The organism is Sphaerospermopsis torques-reginae ITEP-024 (genome assembly GCF_019598945.1).
Lineage (GTDB): Bacteria > Cyanobacteriota > Cyanobacteriia > Cyanobacteriales > Nostocaceae > Sphaerospermopsis.
Genome location: NZ_CP080598.1, coordinates 2,747,835 through 2,765,611 on the forward strand (window position 1 = coordinate 2,747,835; position 17,777 = coordinate 2,765,611).

12 protein-coding genes are annotated in these 17,777 nt (G+C 39.0%); 9 read left to right on the forward strand and 3 right to left on the reverse strand.

What is annotated here, in order from left to right:
- Positions 1 to 17 precede the first annotated feature (17 nt).
- From K2F26_RS12910 to K2F26_RS12945, 8 genes are all read left to right on the forward strand, one after another.
- Positions 18 to 542 carry an SRPBCC family protein gene (locus tag K2F26_RS12910; protein ID WP_194059318.1) on the forward strand — a complete coding sequence of 175 codons (525 nt, stop codon included), beginning with the start codon at positions 18 to 20 and terminating at the stop codon, positions 540 to 542.
- 149 nt (positions 543 to 691) lie between these two features.
- The gene (locus tag K2F26_RS12915; protein ID WP_220608152.1) at positions 692 to 1,762 is read left to right on the forward strand and encodes an Mrp/NBP35 family ATP-binding protein; all 1,071 of its coding nucleotides are present in this window, start codon (positions 692 to 694) and stop codon (positions 1,760 to 1,762) included.
- A 117-nt stretch (positions 1,763 to 1,879) separates the two neighbouring features.
- Entirely contained in the window at positions 1,880 to 3,193 is a 1,314-nt protein-coding gene (gene rodA, locus K2F26_RS12920; RefSeq protein WP_220611870.1) for a rod shape-determining protein RodA, read from the forward strand.
- Positions 3,194 to 3,377: 184 nt separating this feature from the next.
- Positions 3,378 to 3,572 carry an NAD(P)H dehydrogenase subunit NdhS gene (locus K2F26_RS12925; protein WP_193942220.1) on the forward strand — a complete coding sequence of 65 codons (195 nt, stop codon included), beginning with the start codon at positions 3,378 to 3,380 and terminating at the stop codon, positions 3,570 to 3,572.
- A 237-nt stretch (positions 3,573 to 3,809) separates the two neighbouring features.
- Positions 3,810 to 4,466, forward strand: a complete 657-nt coding sequence (locus K2F26_RS12930) for an HAS-barrel domain-containing protein (RefSeq protein ID WP_220608153.1) — start codon at positions 3,810 to 3,812, stop codon at positions 4,464 to 4,466.
- Positions 4,467 to 4,640: 174 nt separating this feature from the next.
- Positions 4,641 to 6,779 carry a cation:proton antiporter domain-containing protein gene (locus tag K2F26_RS12935; protein WP_220611871.1) on the forward strand — a complete coding sequence of 713 codons (2,139 nt, stop codon included), beginning with the start codon at positions 4,641 to 4,643 and terminating at the stop codon, positions 6,777 to 6,779.
- A 468-nt stretch (positions 6,780 to 7,247) separates the two neighbouring features.
- Positions 7,248 to 8,183, forward strand: coding sequence for a UDP-glucuronic acid decarboxylase family protein (locus K2F26_RS12940; protein WP_220608154.1), 936 nt, complete (start codon positions 7,248 to 7,250; stop codon positions 8,181 to 8,183).
- Positions 8,184 to 8,273: 90 nt separating this feature from the next.
- Positions 8,274 to 9,665, forward strand: a complete 1,392-nt coding sequence (locus K2F26_RS12945) for a UDP-glucose dehydrogenase family protein (RefSeq protein ID WP_220608155.1) — start codon at positions 8,274 to 8,276, stop codon at positions 9,663 to 9,665.
- Between the two features lie 222 nt (positions 9,666 to 9,887).
- Here K2F26_RS12945 and K2F26_RS12950 read toward each other — a convergent pair whose 3' ends face one another.
- Entirely contained in the window at positions 9,888 to 10,682 is a 795-nt protein-coding gene (locus tag K2F26_RS12950; protein ID WP_194059294.1) for an LmeA family phospholipid-binding protein, read from the reverse strand.
- Positions 10,683 to 11,397: 715 nt separating this feature from the next.
- Positions 11,398 to 13,632, reverse strand: a complete 2,235-nt coding sequence (locus K2F26_RS12955) for a GumC family protein (RefSeq protein WP_220608156.1) — start codon at positions 13,630 to 13,632, stop codon at positions 11,398 to 11,400.
- Between the two features lie 688 nt (positions 13,633 to 14,320).
- Between K2F26_RS12955 and K2F26_RS12960 the strand changes: the two genes are divergently transcribed.
- The gene (locus K2F26_RS12960) at positions 14,321 to 15,928 is read left to right on the forward strand and encodes an IS1634 family transposase (protein ID WP_220608157.1); all 1,608 of its coding nucleotides are present in this window, start codon (positions 14,321 to 14,323) and stop codon (positions 15,926 to 15,928) included.
- A 748-nt stretch (positions 15,929 to 16,676) separates the two neighbouring features.
- On the opposite strand, the gene K2F26_RS12965 is transcribed toward K2F26_RS12960, so the two are convergent.
- Complete coding sequence (locus tag K2F26_RS12965; protein WP_220608158.1) at positions 16,677 to 17,480, reverse strand: nucleotidyltransferase family protein; 804 nt, start codon at positions 17,478 to 17,480, stop codon at positions 16,677 to 16,679.
- Between the last annotated feature and the right edge of the window lie 297 nt (positions 17,481 to 17,777).

Genomic DNA, 17,777 nt, shown 5'->3' on the forward strand with positions numbered 1-17,777 from the left:
CCAGGAGGATTAGGACAGTGCAAGGTTGGTTATCCAAATTCATCCACCGCAAACGTCGTCGATTTTGCGCTTCTCTGGTGCGGACTTATAGAGAGATCAGTTCTGCTTCTGTAGATGAACTTTGGTTAAAGGTGGCTGACTTAACAGATGTTTCCTGGCATCCACTCCTCAAAAGCACTAACGTACCATTAGGATTAGTACCCAAGCCCGGATTAATTTTCCAAGCAGTAACACGCTTTTGGCCAGTTCCCATCCAGATTTTTGTAGAACGGGTAAATCCCAAACAGATGTTAAGTATCCGCGTTTTGGCAATTCCTGGGATTGAGGAACGGATCACATACCAAGTAGAATCAACGGTTTGTGGTAGTTATTTGTCTTATTCTGTAACACTACGCGGCTGGTTATCACCTCTAATTTGGTCATTTTCCCGTCCTTATGTAGATCGAGTCGCACGTTCCTTAGTCGAATCCGTAGAAAATGCAGCACTGCAAGCAGTATCAGGCAAGAAAAAATCTCTGGATGACAGTTGTTTTGATTTTTAGGTCAGTGGTTAGGTGACAGCTAAGAATTTACCGATCTCCAAAATCCAAAATCCAAAATCCAAAATCGGATGTCCCAAGAAAGTTAAGATTCAAGTAGTAGAGAATGAAAATTTTTTAAGCTTGATTAAGGCGGCAACGGTACAAACGCTATGTATGATGTCCTCAATTCCCAGTCAGTCCTAGAAGTGTTGCGACCAGTAGAAGATCCAGAACTTCGCAAAAGTCTGGTAGAACTGAATATGATTCGCAACGTCAAAATTGACGGTGGCAAGGTTAGCTTTACTTTGGTGTTGACTACTCCCGCCTGTCCTTTGCGAGAATTTATTGTCGAAGATTGTAAAAAAGCTGTGCAAAAACTGCCTGGTGTAATAGATATCAGTGTAGAAGTAACAGCAGAAACACCCCAACAAAAAAGCCTACCGGATCGCACTGGTGTGGCTGGGGTGAAAAATATTATTGCGGTTTCTAGCGGTAAAGGTGGTGTTGGTAAAAGCACAGTTGCCGTAAATATTGCTGTTGCTCTGGCACAAACAGGGGCGAAAGTTGGTTTGCTAGATGCTGATATTTACGGACCTAATGACCCCACCATGTTGGGTTTAGCTGATGCGGAAATTACTGTGCGCTCCACAGAAACAGGGGAAATTCTCGAACCTGCGTTTAATCATGGGGTCAAATTAGTATCAATGGGCTTTTTGATTGACCGCGATCAACCAGTTATTTGGCGTGGTCCCATGCTCAATGGCGTAATTCGTCAGTTTCTTTATCAGGTGCAATGGGGAGAAATTGATTATTTAATTGTTGATATGCCTCCGGGAACTGGAGATGCTCAGTTGACTTTAACCCAAGCAGTACCAATGGCAGGAGCAGTGATTGTGACTACACCTCAAAATGTGGCATTACTGGATTCTCGCAAGGGTTTGCGGATGTTCCAGCAAATGAATGTACCAGTATTAGGGATTGTGGAGAACATGAGTTATTTTATTCCTCCCGATCAACCAGATAAACAATATGACATTTTTGGGTCTGGTGGAGGTTCAAAAACTGCCGCAGAATTAGATGTACCACTTTTGGGCTGTGTACCTTTGGAAATTTCTACCAGAATTGGTGGAGATAGTGGTATACCCATAGTGGTTTCTGATCCAGATTCAGCTTCAGCTAAAGCCCTAAAAGCGATCGCTCTAGCGATAGCAGGTAAAGTTTCAGTTGCTGCTCTGACATAAGATGGGTAATGGGTAATGGGTAATGGGTAATGGGTAATGGGTAGTAGTTTTCCCAATCACCAATTACCAATTACCAATTACCAATCCCCGTTTAAAACTCAAGTCGCTCTTCGCACAATGTTGTTAAAACGTTCGCTCCCTAAAGTCCGCTGGCAATATTGGGTTAAGCATTGGCAGCAAATAGATTGGCTATTATTTTGTCTAGTTGTTGCTGCCAGTATGTTTGGCGGACTGATGATTCTCAGTACAGAACTCAATCAGCCCGTTACTGATTGGTGGTGGCACTGGCTTGTAGCTGGTATTGGCTCAATCATCGCTCTGTTTTTGGCTCGTTGCCACTATGAAAACTTGATTCAGTGGCACTGGATCACCTACGCTCTGACTAACTTCAGCTTAATTGTGGTCATGGTGGCTGGTACAAGTGCCAAAGGCGCACAGCGATGGATTAGTATTGCTGGCTTTAATGTTCAGCCCTCTGAATTTGCCAAAATAGGTGTAATTATCACCCTCGCAGCTTTGTTACACAGGCGTACTGCTTCCACCTTGGAAAATGTTTTCCGTGCTTTGGCAATTACGGCTGTTCCTTGGGGATTAATATTTTTACAACCTGATTTGGCTACATCTCTGGTGTTTGCATCGATAGTTTTGGGAATGCTGTATTGGGCAAATGCTAACCCTGGTTGGTTGATCCTGATGATTTCCCCTGTGGTATCCGCCATTTTGTTCAGTATATCCTGGCCTTTATCAGAACCAATAGTTTTAATCAAAGAACTCACTTTTAGTCCTTTGGGTGTTTTCTGGGCGGGTGCTATGGGTATTCTTGGGTGGCAAACTTTACCTTGGCGTAAATTCAAAATTAATGCGATCGCCTCTTTTAGTCTCAATATGCTGGGGGGAGAATTAGGCGTTTTCGCTTGGAATCATGTATTAAAAGAATATCAAAAAGATAGGTTAAGTGTATTTATTAATCCTGAGCATGATCCTCTTGGTGCTGGTTATCACTTAATTCAATCTCGTATTGCTATTGGTGCTGGGGAAATTTGGGGATGGGGTTTGTTTAAAGGTCCAATGACTCAATTAAATTTTGTCCCAGAGCAGCATACGGATTTTATTTTCTCCGCTGTTGGTGAAGAATTTGGTTTTATTGGTTGTTTAATAGTGTTGTTTGTCTTTTGTTTGATTTGCTTCCGCATCCTACACATTGCGAAAACCGCTAAAGATAATTTTGGCTCTTTATTGGCTATTGGTGTTTTATCTATGATTATCTTTCAACTCATTGTTAACGTGGGTATGACGGTTGGTTTAGCACCTGTAGCCGGAATTCCCCTACCTTGGATGAGTTATGGTCGTTCTGCTATGCTCACTAATTTTATTGCTTTAGGAATAGTCGAATCTGTAGCCAATTTCCGGCAACGTCAAAAATATTATTAAGGGGGACTGGTGACTGGGGAATGGTGACTGGGGACTGGTGACTGGGGACTGGGTAATCAATTTGATTTTTCCCAATTACCAATTACCAATTACCAATTACCAATTACCAATTACCAATTACCAATTACCACTGACAATCAAATAATATTAAGCTAATAACAGAGAACAAATTGAGGGTAAAAACATGATTCTGCCTGGAGCAACTGTTCGCATCAAGAATCCCGCAGATACATATTATCGCTATGAAGGACTTGTGCAACGAGTCAGTGATGGTAAGGTAGCTGTACTGTTTGAAGGTGGTAACTGGGATAAAATTATTACCTTCCGCTTACCAGAACTAGAACTCGTAGAGACTACCGCCAAGAAAAAAGGAAAATAATTCTTTCGTCATTAGTCATCATTAGTCAGTTGTCATTTGTCCACAGTTGATAAAAGACAGATGATAACTGATACAGCACTTTCCATCTAAATGAGGTACACTATGGGCGGGCAAGATGCCCACCCCACAAGAGTTTTATCATTAATATCTGTACCTCATAATAACGGAAACTGCTGTAACTGTTAACTGTTAACTGTTAACTGATAACTGATAACTGATAACTGATAACTGATTGTCATGCGTCTACCCTTACCACAGTTTGCGACAGGCGATCGCCATCCTCACCATATTGCGGAGGTGATCGAAACTACAACTACCGAATTTTTGGCGCAATGTCTAGAACCAGAAGACTTGAGTTTTCCGGTTATGCCACCTTTTGGTAGTTGGGTTTGTGCTGTAGATGAAGAATCTGGGAATCAAATCTATGGTGTGGTATATCATGCCACAACTATGCCCATAGATTCTGTACACCGAGCTAGGGCGTTGGGGTTGTCCTTGCAAACTTTACGCGAAGAACAACCCCAGATATTTGCTATGCTCAGAACAGAATTTCGGGCGGCAATTGTTGGATTTGAGCAGCAGTCACAAAATCTCAGTTATAACCAAGGAGTGTATCAGTATCTCCCACCACGTCCGCCCCAAATACATCAAGCGGTTTATCGGTGTCAACCACAAGCGATCGTCAGGTTCACAGAAAAATTAGATTTTTTAAGGACGTTACTTTTGATTAATGGTGCGCCAGTAGAATCTTTAGCTGCATCTGCTATTCGTGAAGTTTACCATTTACGCAAAGCTGACAGAGAATGGCTGATTAAAGCTGGTCGCCATCTTAGTGTACTGCTAAAAGATGATTATGATCGTCTACGATTTATTCTGAGTCAAATTCACCCATAGGGAATAGGGAATAGGGAATAGGGAATAAGTAGGGAGCGACAAAAATTCAACATTCAACATTCAGTATTCAGTATATAACTCCTGAGTCATGGAAATTTTTGAACTCCTAATAGCTCATAACTGATAACTGATAACTGATAACTGATAACTGATAACTGATAAATGTTTTTCATGATGCCACTTGTGTCACAAGTTCTGACGTTAGATCCAACCTTTCAAGTTCTAAGACCAGAACCTATTGTTCCCTTGGCTATTTTACTGTTAGTCATTCTTGTTATACCTATCCTCTTTGAGCGACTAAGATTGCCAGCATTACTAGGTTTGGTTGGCTCTGGAGTGGTACTAGGTCCATCAGGTTGGCGCTTATTTGAACCTGAATTGCCAATGATGACTTTGCTATCAGACATTGGGTTAGTTTACTTGATGTTTATCACCGGATTGGAATTTAATATCCCTCTTTTCCGTCAACAGCAAAGTCGTTCCTTAATATTTGGTGCTTTTAGTTTCCTTTTACCCCTGAAGCTAGGAACATTAGGAGGACGATTTTTGGACTTTAGTTGGCATAGTTCTATACTAATAGGCTGCTTCCTGTCTTCTCACTCTCTTTTGGCATATCCAATTATCAATCGTTTGGGATTGACAAATAATCAGGCTGTGACTATGACAATGGGAGCCACAATTTTTAAAGATATCGGCACACTGCTAATATTAACTGTTTCTATAGTCAGCTTTCATAGTGGGGCATTTAGCTTTTCTGAAATAATAACTATATTAGGCTGGGTAATAATATACTTGATGATAGTGTTAGTCGGTTTTGATTGGGCGAGCCAAGAATTTTTCCGCCGTTCTGGGGATGAAGAGGGTAATAAGTTTTTGTGTGTGTTGATGTCTGTATTTCTGGCAGTTGTCATTGCACAACTGATGGGTTTAAACAAAATTGTGGGCTTTTTCCTGGCGGGTTTAGTCGTTAATGAAGCTATAGGCGAAGGACCAGTTAAAGAAAAATTAATATTTATCGGCAGTGTTTTATTTATTCCTATTTTCTTTATTTACTTGGGGTTAAGAATTGATTTACCTGCCTTTTTTGCTGGATACAGCACAATCAAGTTATTACTATTAATTTTAGTGGGTTTGATTGTCGGCAAATTTATGGCATCTGTGTTGGCAAAGTTGGTTTACCGCTATAGCTGGCAGGAAACACTAACTATTTGGTCACTATCTCTTCCCTTGGCAGGTACAACATTAGCGGTGGCTGTAGGGGGATACAGGTCTGGTTTACTGTCAGGAGAGGTATTAAACACTGCCATTATCTTGGTGCTGATTACAGCGACTTTGGGACCTTGGCTGACGAGTCTCATGGCTGTTGGCTGTGCTATGAATTTGACCTGTTCATCGTTGGCAGAAGTATCACAAATTACTTTGTCTCAGCAGCAATCACAATCATCACAGGGTAATTTTACGATCATCGTACCTATCCAAAATCCCCAAACGCAAAAGTATTTGATGGAAATGGCGGCCTTATTAGCCTGTCAATCCCAGGGTAAAGTTTTACCATTAGCGATCGCTCATGCTACATCTCAAATGGATGCACCCCAGTTAGATACCGCTTGGCAACGGAATGAAACGTTATTAGCTAAAGCCATTGCACAAAGTCAATTATTGGGCGCACAAGCAGAACCATTACTGAGAATTGATGATGCTTTTGCTCCAGGAATATGTAGGGCTGCTCGTGAACAAAAAGCGAATTTAATTATTATAGGTTGGGGTAAACGTACTGGTTTGCGGGCGCGTTTATTGGGGAATGTCATTGATAATGTGCTTTGGGCTTCCCATTGTCCAGTGGCCGTGGCACGTCTGGTAGAATCACCAAAAAAAATTCAGCGTATTTTAGTGCCGATAGAAAATTTAATTACGCCAACACTCACACCTGTACAATTTGCTCAAACCTTGGCAGATGCTAATCAAAGCCAGATTACTCTTATCAATGTTTGCGATCGCCGCACCAGTGCTAGTCAAATTTCTGCCAGAAGAGAGCATTTATCCCAATGGGTATCTAATTTAGCTGTGCCAAATCCACCAGAAATTCAAATTTTCACTCATGAAAATCCTACCCAAGCTATTTTACAGGCTGCAAGATTGTATGATTTAGTGGTATTGCCTTTTATCCGTAATCGTACTATCCCTGGAGGGTTAGCTATGAGTGATGTTACAACCGAATTAGCTAGGCAACTTACCTGCTCTATTATCATTCTGGGAGAACCACAACGCCATCATAAACTCGCTTTGTCAAAAAATAAGCTGTTATGCAGCTAAATTGTATAATCATAAATTTCTGAACTCTTGTGGCACAGGCATACTTCGACTGCGCTCAGTACAAGTCTTGCCTGTATCATTTATACAAATTAAATGCACAACAGCTTATATCCAAAACAGCGTTTATACAAAAATCCTAATCAGCATTCTGCTATATAGGGGTTGCTGAGAAAGTCTTTTCGTGGAGGCAGGGAACTCTTAACAGGGAACAGTTTTAGCTATCTGTCATCCCCCCATTTTGGGATTTCTTGGTTTCAAAATGCACGGTTTTTCAGGTATACCCTTCAAAAGTCTTGCACTTTTTTCCTCTTTATCAACAGTTCGACAAGCTCACTGACCACCTGTAACCCTTGATATATCTGGGTTTTACATTTATTCAGCAAGCCCTATGTATTGATATACTGAAGCCGGGCAATCTAAAAATAAGGATAATACCTCTGGAAATATCTAGAAAATAATTGGGAAACTATGAGAATTTTAGTGACAGGCGGTGCTGGGTTTATTGGTTCTCATCTGATAGACCGACTAATGGCTGATGGACATGAAGTTATATGTTTGGATAACTTCTATACAGGAAATAAACGCAATCTCCTCAAATGGTTCAATAACCCTTATTTTGAGATGATCCGTCATGATATTACTGAGCCAATTCGCTTAGAAGTGGATCAAGTCTATCATTTGGCTTGTCCTGCTTCTCCGGTGCATTACCAGTACAACCCCATTAAAACCGTCAAAACTAATGTGATGGGAACCCTGAATATGTTGGGGTTGGCTAAAAGAGTGAAAGCGAGATTTTTATTAGCCTCCACCAGTGAAGTTTACGGTGATCCAGAAGTGCATCCCCAAACCGAAGATTATCGTGGTAGTGTTAATCCCATTGGCATCCGCTCCTGCTATGACGAAGGTAAAAGAATTGCGGAAACTTTAGCATTTGACTACTACCGAGAAAATAAAGTTGATATTCGTGTAGCTCGAATATTCAACACCTATGGACCAAGAATGTTAGAAAACGATGGTCGGGTAGTCAGTAACTTGGTTGTGCAAGCATTAAAGGGTATTCCTTTAACTGTGTACGGTGAAGGTTCACAAACTCGCAGCTTTTGCTATGTATCTGATCTAGTTGAAGGTCTAATGAGGCTGATGAATGGTGATTACATCGGACCTGTAAATCTGGGTAATCCTGATGAGTACACCATTTTAGAACTGGCACAGACAGTACAAAATATGGTTAACCCAGATGCAGAAATTAAGTTTGAACCCCTACCTTCAGACGATCCCCGTCGTCGTCGTCCCGATATTACCAAGGCAAAAACTTTATTAAATTGGGAACCTACCATTCCTTTACAAGAAGGGTTAAAACTGACAATAGAAGATTTCCGTCAACGTATCAAAACTAATGATTAGTCTATAGTCAGTTCTCATTAGTCATTTGTTAACCAACAACTCATGACTAATAACCAATGACTGATAATAAAAAAACGAGGAGTTTAAAAAATGCGTGTTTGTGTAATCGGGACTGGTTATGTGGGTTTAGTCACAGGAGTTTGTTTAGCTTATATTGGTCATGATGTCATCTGCATAGATAACAACGAAGAGAAACTAAAGTTAATGAAATCTGGGCAGTCGCCAATTTTTGAGCCTGGACTTTCGGAAATTATGCAAGCTGCTATTAATAGTGGAAATATTCAATTTTCGTCGGATATGGCTGCGGGAGTTGCTCACGGAGAAATTCTGTTTATTGCTGTGGGAACTCCGCCATTACCGAATGGTGAAAGTGATACCCGTTATGTGGAAGCTGTAGCTCGTGGAATTGGAGCTAATCTCAATGGCGGTTATAAGGTAATTGTGAATAAATCTACAGTACCCATCGGTTCTGGTGACTGGGTACGGATGATTGTTTTAGATGGTATTGTTGAACGTCAGAAGTCATTGGTAGCCGCAGGTGGTTCATCTGCTGAGGAAAAACCACCGGAAATTTCCCCTCACTTTGATGTTGTGAGTAATCCAGAGTTTTTGCGGGAAGGTTCAGCAGTTTATGACACTTTTAACCCGGATCGGATTGTTTTGGGGGGGAACAGTCAACAGGCGATCGCCATGATGAAGGAACTTTACGCCCCCATTGTAGAACGCAAGTTTGCAGCCGATCAATCTTTACCGCCTGTACCAGTGCTGGTGACAGACTTGAGTTCAGCAGAAATGATTAAATATGCTGCAAATGCCTTTTTGGCAACTAAAATTAGTTTTATTAATGAAGTGGCAAATATTTGCGATCGCGTTGGTGCTGATGTCACCCAAGTCGCAAAAGGTATCGGTTTAGATTCCCGCATTGGTAACAAGTTCTTGCAAGCGGGCATAGGTTGGGGTGGTTCTTGCTTCCCCAAAGATGTATCGGCGCTGATTCACACTGCTGATGATTATGGTTATGAAGCGCAACTCATGAAAGCTGCTGTCAGTGTGAATGAACGTCAGCGTTTGATTGCTTTGGAAAAATTACAACAAGCTTTGAAAATCCTTAAAGGTAAAACCGTCGGACTACTCGGTTTAACCTTCAAACCCGATACAGACGATTTACGGGATGCTCCTGCACTCAACTTGATTGAGCAACTCAACCGATTAGGAGCTAAAGTCAAAGCTTATGACCCGATTATTTCCCAAACAGGTATGCGTCATGGTCTTTCGGGAGTATTGGTAGAGACTGACGCAGAAAGATTAGCTGATAGTTGTGATGCGTTGGTACTCGTTACCGAATGGCAACAGTTTAGCACTTTGGACTATGCAAAAATGGCAAAATTAATGAACCACGCCGTTATGATTGACGGTCGTAACTTCTTGGACCCGGAAACGATGGTAAGAGCGGGTTTCCAATATATTGGTGTAGGTAGGTGATTGGTGATTGGTGACTGGTGATTGGGTACTGGTGATTGATGATTGGGGACTATGAAAAGATTACAGGTAAAGGGTCTTAGCCTGCTGGAAGTTAAAAAAGTGCAAGCTTTTACGGGGTGGAAACTTAAAAACCTTGCATTTAATTCCTACTCAAAGGAAAAATTGTTCCTATCCAACTCTTGAAACTGTCACCTGTCACCAATCACCAATCACCAATCCCCATTAACCACTTTTAGGAATTCGTTCTATTTCTGCATATCCACTAAAAATCAATCTTTGACCTTCTGTTTCTAAACGATTAAGTCGCATTTTTACACCATCCAGGTCAAAACGGTCTAAATCGACCATATTATCTAAAATTTCTACCAGTGCCATGCTTAAAGTTTGGGAAATTTCTCGCTGTGCTTCTGGTACTTGTTCTAGTTCAATTTTTGGATCTTTAAAAGAAACTCGTCGCCGTCTTTCAATAGCTATACCTAATGTCATACTCAGGGGTATGACTTCTCCATTGTTCAAGTCAGCTTTAGCTAGAAGATGTAAGCGATTTCCCGGTAATAACTGTATTTGAACGTCGGTAAAGGAAACTGGTTCACCACCTGAAATTGCTGTTAAAGCTGGCTCAGAAAGATTGAGTAGTCGCTTTTTCACCAATTCTGCACCAAAAGCTTGATTAATACCTGCTTCTGATAATATTACTTGCGCTACTGCTTGGGTGGATTGTTTAAGGTTGAGTTTGCCGCTCAAAACCGAACTAAAGTCAATGGCAACCGCATCGGTTTCAAAAGACATTTCTTCAACAGCGAAGTCTCTCCGAATTACTAGGCCACGACCGCTCATTTTAAAGCTATCAATGCTGCCTTGCAACAGTTTGCTGGAGGGATAGCAGCGCACAAAGACTTCTACTGACTCGCTCTGGGTAAACAGGTGGCGAATCGTTTGGCTGGCGACTGTGTTGAGCATTCGCTCTCCCCAATCTGTGCCTTTGGGATCTGTTAAACCAGTAAGTCCGCCTAACATTAGGTTCTGGGTCTCTAGAAGTTCTTTATACTTTTGTAACAAATTGTGAACAATATTGCAAGCGATCCCCAGATTTGTTGTTCTAATGGGTTTGAACAGGATAACTGATGCTTTGCTTTACCGGGAATTTGAGATTTGAGATTTTAGATGAAAAAATTTGGTATGGGAAAAATGGTAAGTAGGGTTTGCTGAGAAAGTCTTTCCTTGAAGATTAAGGATTTCAAGGTCAAACTCTTTATTCAGCAACCCCTAAAAAGTTTTGAATGGTGATATTAGACACTTGTATTTACCTAATAATGCTCGTTACTACGTTTATAATAGTAAGTGTATTGCATTAGTGTAATGACAAGACTTGGCGGACAAGGTAAAAATAGATTATAAATAAGATTATCTGCCATATGGGTAACGCTACGCTGCGCTATCAAGGGAGGCAGAGTGCAGGGCAGGGGAGCATCCCAAATGTGTAAATTTATTTTTATCTAACGAAATCAAATGCTCCAAGCCTTGATATGATTGAACCGCAAAGGGCGCAAAGAACACAAAGGTAAGAGATTTAAACGAGAGTTTTTGGTGCTGCTGCAATTATTTTTTCAAAATTGGGATGCTCCCGGAGGCAGAAGGAAAATTTTTAAATTGGTGATTTGGCGGTCTACGATTAGATGTGGGTTTAAATCCCCCACTAAGAAAGCCTCCTGCCTTTCAACTCCTGCCTCCTTTAAGATTTTCTAGCTTCTATACCAGTATTATAGTAGTAGTCACTGTAATAATTATGAAGCTGATTATTTTCACCGTTAGCAACCACACCTAAGACATTGATAGGAAAGTTTTTCAGACTGTCCTGAAGTTGCATCACTGCTGATTTGTCGGTTTTGTCCATTCTCACCACCAGCAGCGTACCATCCGTTTGTGGAGCTATCAGTCTGGCATCAACTATTTTCAGCATGGGAGGAGCATCATAAATTACTAAATCAAAATTTTCGTGCAAATATTCCATCACTTGCTTCATTTTATCCGATGAAAGCAATCTTACAGGATCTGGTGGTTTATCGCCAGCGGTAATCACTGATAATGAACTCATATCAGGTAACTGTTGCATCACCTGCTCAACTGGTATATTTGATGTGAGGACATTGGTTAAACCAAATAAATTTTTTAATCCCGATATTCTGTGAATATGAGGGCGGCGCAAATCACCATCCACCAGCAATACTCTTTTGCCCAAGGCTGCTGCTATTTGAGCTAGATGGAATGAAACTGTAGTCTTTCCATCTCCAGGCATCGTGGAAGAAATAGTTAAGGATCTAATCGGTTGATCAGAATTGAGCAACTGAATATTAGAGTAAAGAACCTGTAAAGATTCCCAAAATAACCCTTGTCCATAATAGCCATAATAACTTTTCTTGCTCCTCTGGTAGAAAAGTTTAGACAACCAAGAATCAACTTGAGGAAATTTTCCTGATTCAGATTTGGAAGTGGAGCGATTATTGTAAGCAGATTGGTAATCTTTGATGCTTTTGTCTATAGGAAGAGTTCCCAATAAAGGTAGTTTGATTTTCTCCTTCAGGCTGTCGACATCATGAAAGGTATTGTCGAGTTTTTCCAGCAGGAAGGCAATACCCACACCTGCTGCTAAACTGCCAAATAATCCCAGAAGCAAATTTCGAGGGATATTTGGTAAAACAGGATCTTCCTTTTGATTTGCTGCTTGTGTTAATTCCCAGGGTAGTTCTGTTTGTGCTACTTGAATTACAAGGTTTTCACGGGCTTCTAAAAACCGATTCAGGCTATCATTTGCTATTTGCAAGTTACGCTGAATTTCAGTGTATTGTCTGGCTAAGATGGGTAGTTGCTTAAATCTTTGCTTGGTTTGCTGCTCTACTCTGGCTAGTTCCTGGCTTTGTACCTCTAGCTTCTGAAGCACACTGGTTGCTTCAGCTAATTTTAATCCTACATACCGCCTTTGTTCATCTTCTATCAGAGGCAAAAGATTCTGCCTTTTCTCTTCTAATACTTTTATAGACGGGCTATCTGGTTGAAACCGTACTAATTCTCCAGATAATTGGGCTTCTAATTGACGTAATTGAGTTATTAATTGACTATATATAGGGGCTGCATTTAATGTTGCTTGTTGTCCTTCTGGGGTTGATAAGCTCACATAAGTAGCTCTGGCAGTGGCTAAGTTTTGCTCAATTTTTAGTCTTTCGTCTGCTAATTTTTGAAGTTGTTCTGCCACATGCTCGGACTGATGTTCTGGATCAATAAAATCATACCTTTGTCTGAATATTTGTAGTTGTTTCTGCAATTGAGCTACCCTATTTCTGATGGTAGGTAGTTGTTTATCTACAAATTGGACTCCCTGTGTTAGTTTTGTTTTTCGTTTTTCTAAGCTGTATTGCAAATAGTAATCGGATAGTGTCTTTAATACTAAGTCAATTTTTTGACGTTCTTGATGTCGATAGCTTATTTCTATAATTTTGGTTTTACCTAGACGACTAATCTTTAAATTTTCTATTAGTAGATCATAGGTGAGATCAGGATAGGAAGATTGTAGCTTTGGCAAAACTTCTTTCATCAGTTCCTGGCTTATAAGCACCTCAATTTGGCTTTCGTAATCTAAGGCAGAGTTATTAATCACATTAGACTCTGGCAGAGGTACTTGTCCTAATAAATTACTATCACTATTTACAGGCTCAACTAAAAGCTGAAAATTACCTTCATAAATAGTTTCTGCTGTAAGTGTGTAGTAAATAACAGTAGACATCACCACAGAGACAACCCCTATGATAGCTAATGCACGCCGCTGGATAACAGAAAAAAAGTCTTTTAAGTCTATCTCATCTTCCTCGATTTCAAATGATGGAAAATTCTGAGGAGGTAAGGTTTGAGGTGCAATAATGACTCTGTTGTTTTCATTCAAGGTTGAGTTTATGCTAGAATTATGATTGTTCATGGATTTTAGATCAAATGATTTTTTGGGTTAAGTATTTTTTTGTATTTTTGTAGCATTCTAAGCACTCTAGGAGAGCCAATTTTATAATCCTAAGAGTTTGTTTCAAAAGTTTTTTATTGTCATCAATGACACTGATTAATCCCCCAACCCCTTAAAAAGGGCGGGCTAAATTCTTTAAACTCCCCCTTGAAAAGGGGAATTTATGGGGATCTGAAAATATTTTATACATCATGAGAGACTTTTAAAACATCCTCTAATCTAGTTAAGTTTTGTGGTGCGGGCATCTTGACCGCTAGACTTGTATAAATTAGATGCACAACAACTTACGTACGAATTTTAAGCTGATCAGAGCGATTAAATTGGCTAGAATCAATTTGTATCTCTAATTACCAGAAATATAATTAATATAATAACCTATTTTGCTAGTTATGCAAGCAAATATTAACAACATTCTTATCTATAGGACTCCTAAGCTGTTGTGCATCCCACATTCCGCACTTCAAAATGTAGTACATATACAAGTATCATAAGCAGCATAGAGTGTTAAATATAAATACGCAATCAAGAAAGTAAAAATATAGACTTTAATTCCCATTTGACTACTAAAGAGAAACTCATAAGGCATTGAGAATAAATTCAGGAAAAAATGAGAGAATGAGACTGAAGTACCTAAAAATGCCTTCATAATATGAATTACCAAACAGAAGAAATTGAGAGTAAAAACATAGATCACTTAGGAATAATCGCAGGAATAATAGATGAAATAGGAATAGTAGAAAAAATCAACGAGATATTTTCAATAGATATCAGAGAGAAAGTAAACACAGGAGAAGTAGTCAAAGCAATCATTCTCAATGGACTAGGCTTTGTATCAAGACCACTATATTTGTTCCCAGATTTCTTTAAAGACAAAGCCGTAGAACATCTAATAGGAACAGGAATAAAAGCAGAAGATTTAAACGACGATAAAATAGGTAGAGTCATGGATAAACTCTATAAATATGGATTAACTAAACTATTCTTAATCATTGCCTTAGAAGTAGTAAAGAAATATGGAATAGACACAAAATATTCCCATTTAGACTCAAGCTCATTACATTTACACGGGGAATATAAGAATTGCGTAAATAATCTAGAGAAAGAACTAGGAATAAATCGAGAACATCCAATAATGATTACACAAGGATATTCTCGTGACCATCGCCCAGACCTAAAACAATGTATATTAGATTTAATAGTAAGTAGTGATGGGGATATACCATTATTTTTTAGAGGGGCATCAGGAAACGAATCAGATAAAGCAGTATTTGCTCATATCTTAGTAGAATATTCTAAACAAATAGATTTTGAAAGTATCATGGTGGCTGACAGTGCATTATATAGCGAAAGTAATTTAAAATTAATGTCAAACATGAAATGGATAAGTCGAGTACCATTATCCATTAAAAAAGCAAAAAATTTAGTGAAAGCCTCCATAAATAATGAAATGAAAGCCTGTAAAATCAAAGGTTATAGCTATATCGAAGAGAAAGTATCTTATGGAGGAATAGAGCAAAGATGGTTATTAGTAGAAAGCGTAGAGAGAAAAAAAGCAGACTTAAATAAACTAGACAAAAAAATCCAAGAAGAGTTATTAAAAGCTAACAAACAAGTAGATAAATTAGAACAGGAAGAATTTGCTGATAAATCTTTAGCCGAGTTGAAAATCAAAGAAATAACAGCTAAATTAAAATATCATCAAATATCAGACTATCGAATTACCGAGACATTAAATCAAGGGAAAACAGCAGTTTATAGAGTGAAATGTAAATTAAGAGAAAATCAGGAGTTAATTACACAACAGCAAAACTCTTGTGGCAGATTTATTTTAGCCACCAATATTTTGGATGCTCAGGAGTTAGAGTCAGAAGAAATCCTCAAAATATATAAAGAACAACAATCTACAGAAAGAGGATTTAGATTTATCAAAGACCCGTTATTTTTCGCGGATAGTCTGTTTGTGAAAAATCCCCAAAGAGTAGAGACAATGATGATGTTAATGGCATTATGTCTTTTGGTTTATAATTTAGGACAAAGACAATTAAGAATGTCATTGAAGGCACAAAAAGCCACAGTTAAAAACCAACTGAATAAACCTACAGAATCTCCCACATTAAGATGGATATTTCAGTGCTTTCAAGGTATTCATCTTTTGATGGCACAAGGATTTCAACGAATTCTTAATTTAACGGAGTCGCATTGTCATATCTTGCAATTCCTACCTACTACTTGTCAAAAATATTATTTATTATCTTAGTTTTCTCTCTATTTTTACTATTTCATCGGTTATCTTTTTGATAACTGATTCCACACCTTGAATTAAATATTGTTATTGCAATAGCTTTTAAACACCTTCTAAAGCTCAACTTTGTGTGTCCATAATTTTGTTTTACATTGATACGTAATTGTTCAAACCATAAGTTTTAATTTACCGTCAATGTAGTTTGTTTATGCTACTTTTTGAAGTGCGGAATGTGGGGTGCATTTAATTTGTATAAATAAGGTTAACAGGCAGGATGCCTGTTCCACAAGGGTTTTATCATTAACATCTGTACCTCAGAATACCGAAAACTGCTGTATTTACTGTTCCCAATTCCCAATTGCCAATTCCCTAAGAGGATGTTTGAAAAGTTTTGAATGTATAAATAAACCCCTCTCCAAACCTCTCCCCGCATCCTCACAGGGGTAGGTTTTTAATATTATCTGTTAAGGCAGGACCTGGAAGACAAGGAGGTATTGTAGACAAGGAAGATTTTATACAAAAAATGGTCTGTTGAGCGTCGGTTTTTGTGACCAATTGTACATTATTTGCACGGGTTTCCTCCCTTGTCCACTGTCCTTCCTTGTCCCCCAAGTCTTGCCCTCACGACAATGTAAAATACCTACCCCTGTGAGGGAAGTGGGGTTAGGTTTCTAGAGATTATCGGTTTCATCTAATACTTTTCAAACAACCTCTAAGATAAAAAAACTCTGTACCTCACTAGCTTGGTAAATGCTATATTTATTTATTTTACTTGAGATTCTAACCATTGATTAAAAAGTGCGATCGCCTCTTGGATTTTGACGATAATTATTTCTGTTTGTTGGGCTAATTCTAACACTCTTTCTTTTCGCAATTGCAAATTATAATTATGACGTGCTAAATGTCTAAATTTACGATAATCATTTAATTGTAATAATAGCGAACCTTGCCATACAGGAGGACGATTTTCCCCACCAATCTCTGCCATTTGTAACAATAGTTGTTCATGCCAATTTTCTGCTTTTGGCATTCCCCCATCTATGGTGACAGCAATTCTTTCGCTAATTCGCTCACAAGCTGTGTAAAAATCACAAATATAGCTGGATAATGTAGGAGTGATAAAAATTTCTGGGACATTATCACTTTGTTCCAAAGCAGTTTTCATAGCTTGAAAGTTCTGCTCTAAAGCTATCATCTCGTCCTCAATGCGAGTTTTTAAGGCTAAATATTTATTAGTGGGCATGAATTTTTCTTTGAGAATCCGAGAACGGACAAAATCTGGCAGTTCTTCTAATGCTACCAAATCTATTTTTAACCAATTAGGTGCTATTTTTTCTAGAAGAGAATATGCCTCCCATTGTTGCTTTTGCGACATTCCTCTCACTGCTAAATCTAAATCAGATTGCCAATGCCAAGGGCTTTCTCCTGATAAAGAACCAAATAATATTACTTCTTTTGCTCCCTTTTCTAGGAGAATTTGCCGACATTTTGCGGCTGTTTGTAATGCCTCTTTTTTTCTTTGTTCTAGTGTTTGACTGATATTTTCTGTGGTAATGTTTTCTATCATAGTGCTTAACTTGTATAAGGTTAACAGGCAGGATGCCTGTTCCACAAGAGCTAGAATATGAAGATTATACAGTTTAGCTGTTACTTCCAATCACAGGAAATAATCTTTTTAATACTTGATTCCCAAGTAAGCGATCGCTCAACGTTGACGAGCTAAATTTCAAGTATAGCATGATCCCCCACCCCATCAATTAGGGGTTGCTGAGAAAGTCTTTTCGTGGAGGCAGGCAAGAGGCACTCATGCAAGAGGCAAGAGTTTGGGCTATCTGTTATCCCCAAATTTTTTGATTTTCGATCC